Annotated in this window: 2 protein-coding genes and 1 pseudogene; 2 read left to right on the top strand and 1 reads right to left on the bottom strand. The window is 56.7% G+C overall.

The features are described from left to right. Positions 1 to 484, top strand: a pseudogene (locus Q1B15_RS04000) (glucose-6-phosphate isomerase); the annotation flags it as partial. 18 nt (positions 485 to 502) lie between these two features. On the opposite strand, the gene Q1B15_RS03995 reads toward Q1B15_RS04000, so the two are convergent. Next, complete coding sequence (locus Q1B15_RS03995) at positions 503 to 1,096, bottom strand: invasion associated locus B family protein (protein WP_299750482.1); 594 nt, start codon at positions 1,094 to 1,096, stop codon at positions 503 to 505. A 430-nt stretch (positions 1,097 to 1,526) separates the two neighbouring features. On the opposite strand from Q1B15_RS03995, the gene Q1B15_RS03990 reads away from it, so the two are divergent. Then, positions 1,527 to 3,071, top strand: a complete 1,545-nt coding sequence (locus Q1B15_RS03990; RefSeq protein ID WP_299750479.1) for a helicase HerA-like domain-containing protein — start codon at positions 1,527 to 1,529, stop codon at positions 3,069 to 3,071. Positions 3,072 to 3,082: the final 11 nt, after the last annotated feature.

Below are 3,082 nucleotides of genomic sequence, written 5' to 3'. Positions count from 1 at the left end.
ATTGATCCATCAGGGTACGCGCGTTGTGCCGTGTGAGTTTATGGTTGGAGCCGAGGGATTCGAGGACGATCTGGCCCATCAACACCGGCTTTTGGTCGCCAACTGCCTTGCTCAATCCGAGGCCTTGATGCGGGGTCGCTCAATGGATGAAGCCCGGGCCATTGTGTCAGGTTCATTTGAAGGGGCCGAACTGGAACGACAAGCGGCACACCGCGTCTTCCCAGGAAATCGCCCCTCAACGACACTTGTTTATCCCAAGTTGACGCCGTTTGTTCTGGGTCAGATCGTAGCGCTGTACGAGCATCGTGTCTTCGTGGAAGGCGCGATTTTAGGTATCAATTCTTTTGACCAATGGGGCGTCGAGCTTGGCAAAGAGCTTGCCAAAGCGCTTGAGCCTGTCGTCGCAGGCGAAGTTGGAACAGAAGGAAAAGACGGTTCGACCGCGCAGCTTGTTGGCGCGATCCGGCGGATGTCGGGGACTTGATCGCCCCCGACGCCGGTATCAAAGACCTGCGCGCGTGCGAAGATCGTTGTAAGCTGCGGTGAAGCCCGACAGTGACATTGTCAGATCAACGGTCTGATCTGGCGCCAGGGCGGGAACAATCGTCACTTTGCCTGTCACACCGCGCTTAAACTCCGCGATTTCCTCGGGCGTGAAGCCAAGCCGCGCCACGCACCCTTCAGTTGTGCAAAAGCTGTACGGATAGCGGCGTATCTCGCCTAAATCCACCGCAAGCCGCAGGTCTGCTGTCAAAAGCGTTTCTAGCGGTGTTATCAGTGAAGCACCTGCCTCAGCCGGTCCACCGGGCGGGATTGCAAAGAAGTTCACTTCGGCCACAGCCTGACCGGTCCCATCGATCAGAAGTTGGTACATCTGGCAACGGTCCGCGCCGCTTTCAAGTCGCAAGCACCGCAACTCCCAATCCGAGAATGTCCCAGCGACAAAGGTTTGTCCGGGTGTCGGCTCGCTTGGTGTTTCGACTTCTGCTTCGGTTGGTGCGCTCTCACCATCTGGCGTGTCAGCTGATTGTGCGAAGGCTGCGCCGAAAAAGCCCAGTCCCAGCGCAAAACATAAAACTTTCAATACGTTCGTCATGTTTTCTCCCATGAATTCGAATGCGTGTAAGCGCCCCTTAGCACGCCAGCCCAAGCGTGTCAGCGGTCTGAAAGCGCAGCGGCAATCCTTTGCCATCACATTCAATGTCAGCGCTGCGCAACTTGCCATCGGCGCAATAAAAAACAGGGCCCTTAAACCAGACCCTGCTTTTCATTTCTCCCTGCCGGACTGGCCAGCTTATTAATTGCCCGCAAGCTATTGTAGCCGTATGACTGCGTCAACAGTCTTGTGTTCACTTTTTGGCAGCCCTCGCGTTGGGGGGGAGGCCGCGTTTAAAAAGCGCGGCCAGTCGACAGGGAGGAAGTGTTCTAAAGACGACGGTAGCGTTTTTGGAACAGGTTAACTCTGGCACATAAAGGTCAACAAGTTATTCTGCGCGCGAAGGTAAAGATCGAAGCGAGGGCAACAGGTGTCAGAAACGATTTTCATGGGCGGCGGCGGCAAAGACTACGCAGTTCACCAGGGTCTCTTGCTGAAATACGCAAACCGACATGGGCTGGTGGCGGGCGCGACGGGCACTGGCAAGACCGTAACCCTGCAAATCATGGCGGAAGGCTTTGCCTCGGCGGGCGTGCCGGTGTTTTTGTCGGACGTCAAAGGGGACCTTTCGGGTATTGCGCGAGCAGGTTCCGAAGCGTTCAAACTGCACGATGCCTTCACCGAGCGCGCCGGAACGATCGGCTTTGAGGACTACGCCTATGAGGCCTTCCCAGTTACGTTTTGGGATCTTTTCGGGCAACAAGGCCATCCGATTCGCACAACCGTCAGCGAAATGGGCCCGCTTTTACTGTCGCGCCTGTTGGAACTGACCAACGCGCAAGAAGGCGTTCTGAACATTGCAGTCCGGGTCGCGGATGAAGACGGGATGCCACTTCTTGATCTGAAAGACCTACAGGCCATGCTTGTCTGGCTTGGCAAAAACAAAAGTGAGCTGTCGCTCCGCTATGGCAATATCTCGACCGCTTCGATCGGCGCCATCCAGCGACAACTTTTGGTGTTGGAAAACCAAGGTGGCGCGCAGTTTTTTGGAGAACCAGCGCTTGAGCTGACCGACATTATGCGGACCGACCCCGATGGGCGCGGACGGATCAATATCCTTGCTGCCGACAAACTTATGAGCGCGCCCCGGCTGTATGCGACATCGCTTTTGTGGCTGTTGTCGGAACTGTTTGAAGAACTTCCCGAGGTTGGCGACCCAGACAAGCCACGCCTCGTTTTCTTCTTTGATGAAGCGCACCTGTTGTTCGACGATGCGCCCAAAGCGTTGGTCGACAAGGTCGAGCAAGTGGCACGACTGATCCGTTCGAAAGGTGTCGGGGTCTACTTCGTGACGCAGAACCCGGCTGACGTGCCGGAAGACATTCTCGGTCAGCTTGGCAATCGCATCCAACACGCCCTTCGCGCGTTCACAGCCAAGGACCGTAAGCAATTGAAGCAGGCGTCGCAAACCTACCGCGACAATCCGCGGTTCTCGACCGAAGACGCGATCCGCGAAGTGGGCGTAGGCGAGGCAGTCACTTCAATGCTGCAATCCAAGGGCGCGCCAGGCGTAGTCGAGCGCACCTTGATCCGCCCACCATCGTCCCAGCTTGGCCCGATCACTGCGGCACAAAGGCAGGACGTCATCAATAGTTCGCCGATTGCCGGAAAATACGAGGCGCTCAAGGACCGGGACAGCGCCTACGAGATTTTGCGCGGCCGCGCCGCCGACGCAGCAGAAGAAGCCGAAAAAGCCGAGCGCCTTGAGGTTGAGGCCAAAGACGCCGAGCGCGAGTTCAAAGCCGGGCGTCGCTATGACAGCGAAAGGGTCGGAAAATCGACCTCGCGGAAAGATAAGCGGTCCAGCGGTGGGTTTGGTGATGTTTTGACAAAGATGGTTGTCAAAGAGTTGAAGGGAACAACGGGGCGACGCATTGTGCGCGGCATCCTTGGTGGTCTATTCAAAGGCAGGTAAGATGTCGCTTC

The sequence above is a fragment of the uncultured Boseongicola sp. genome, assembly GCF_937988555.1.
In the GTDB taxonomy this organism is placed as follows: domain Bacteria; phylum Pseudomonadota; class Alphaproteobacteria; order Rhodobacterales; family Rhodobacteraceae; genus Boseongicola.
This window is presented reverse-complemented; position numbering and strand designations above follow the sequence as displayed.

Excerpts from the sequence above, each read along its gene's own strand:
- Q1B15_RS03995 (WP_299750482.1), bottom strand. The coding sequence starts at position 1,096 with ATGACGAACGTATTGAAAGTTTTATGTTTTGCGCTGGGACTGGGCTTT.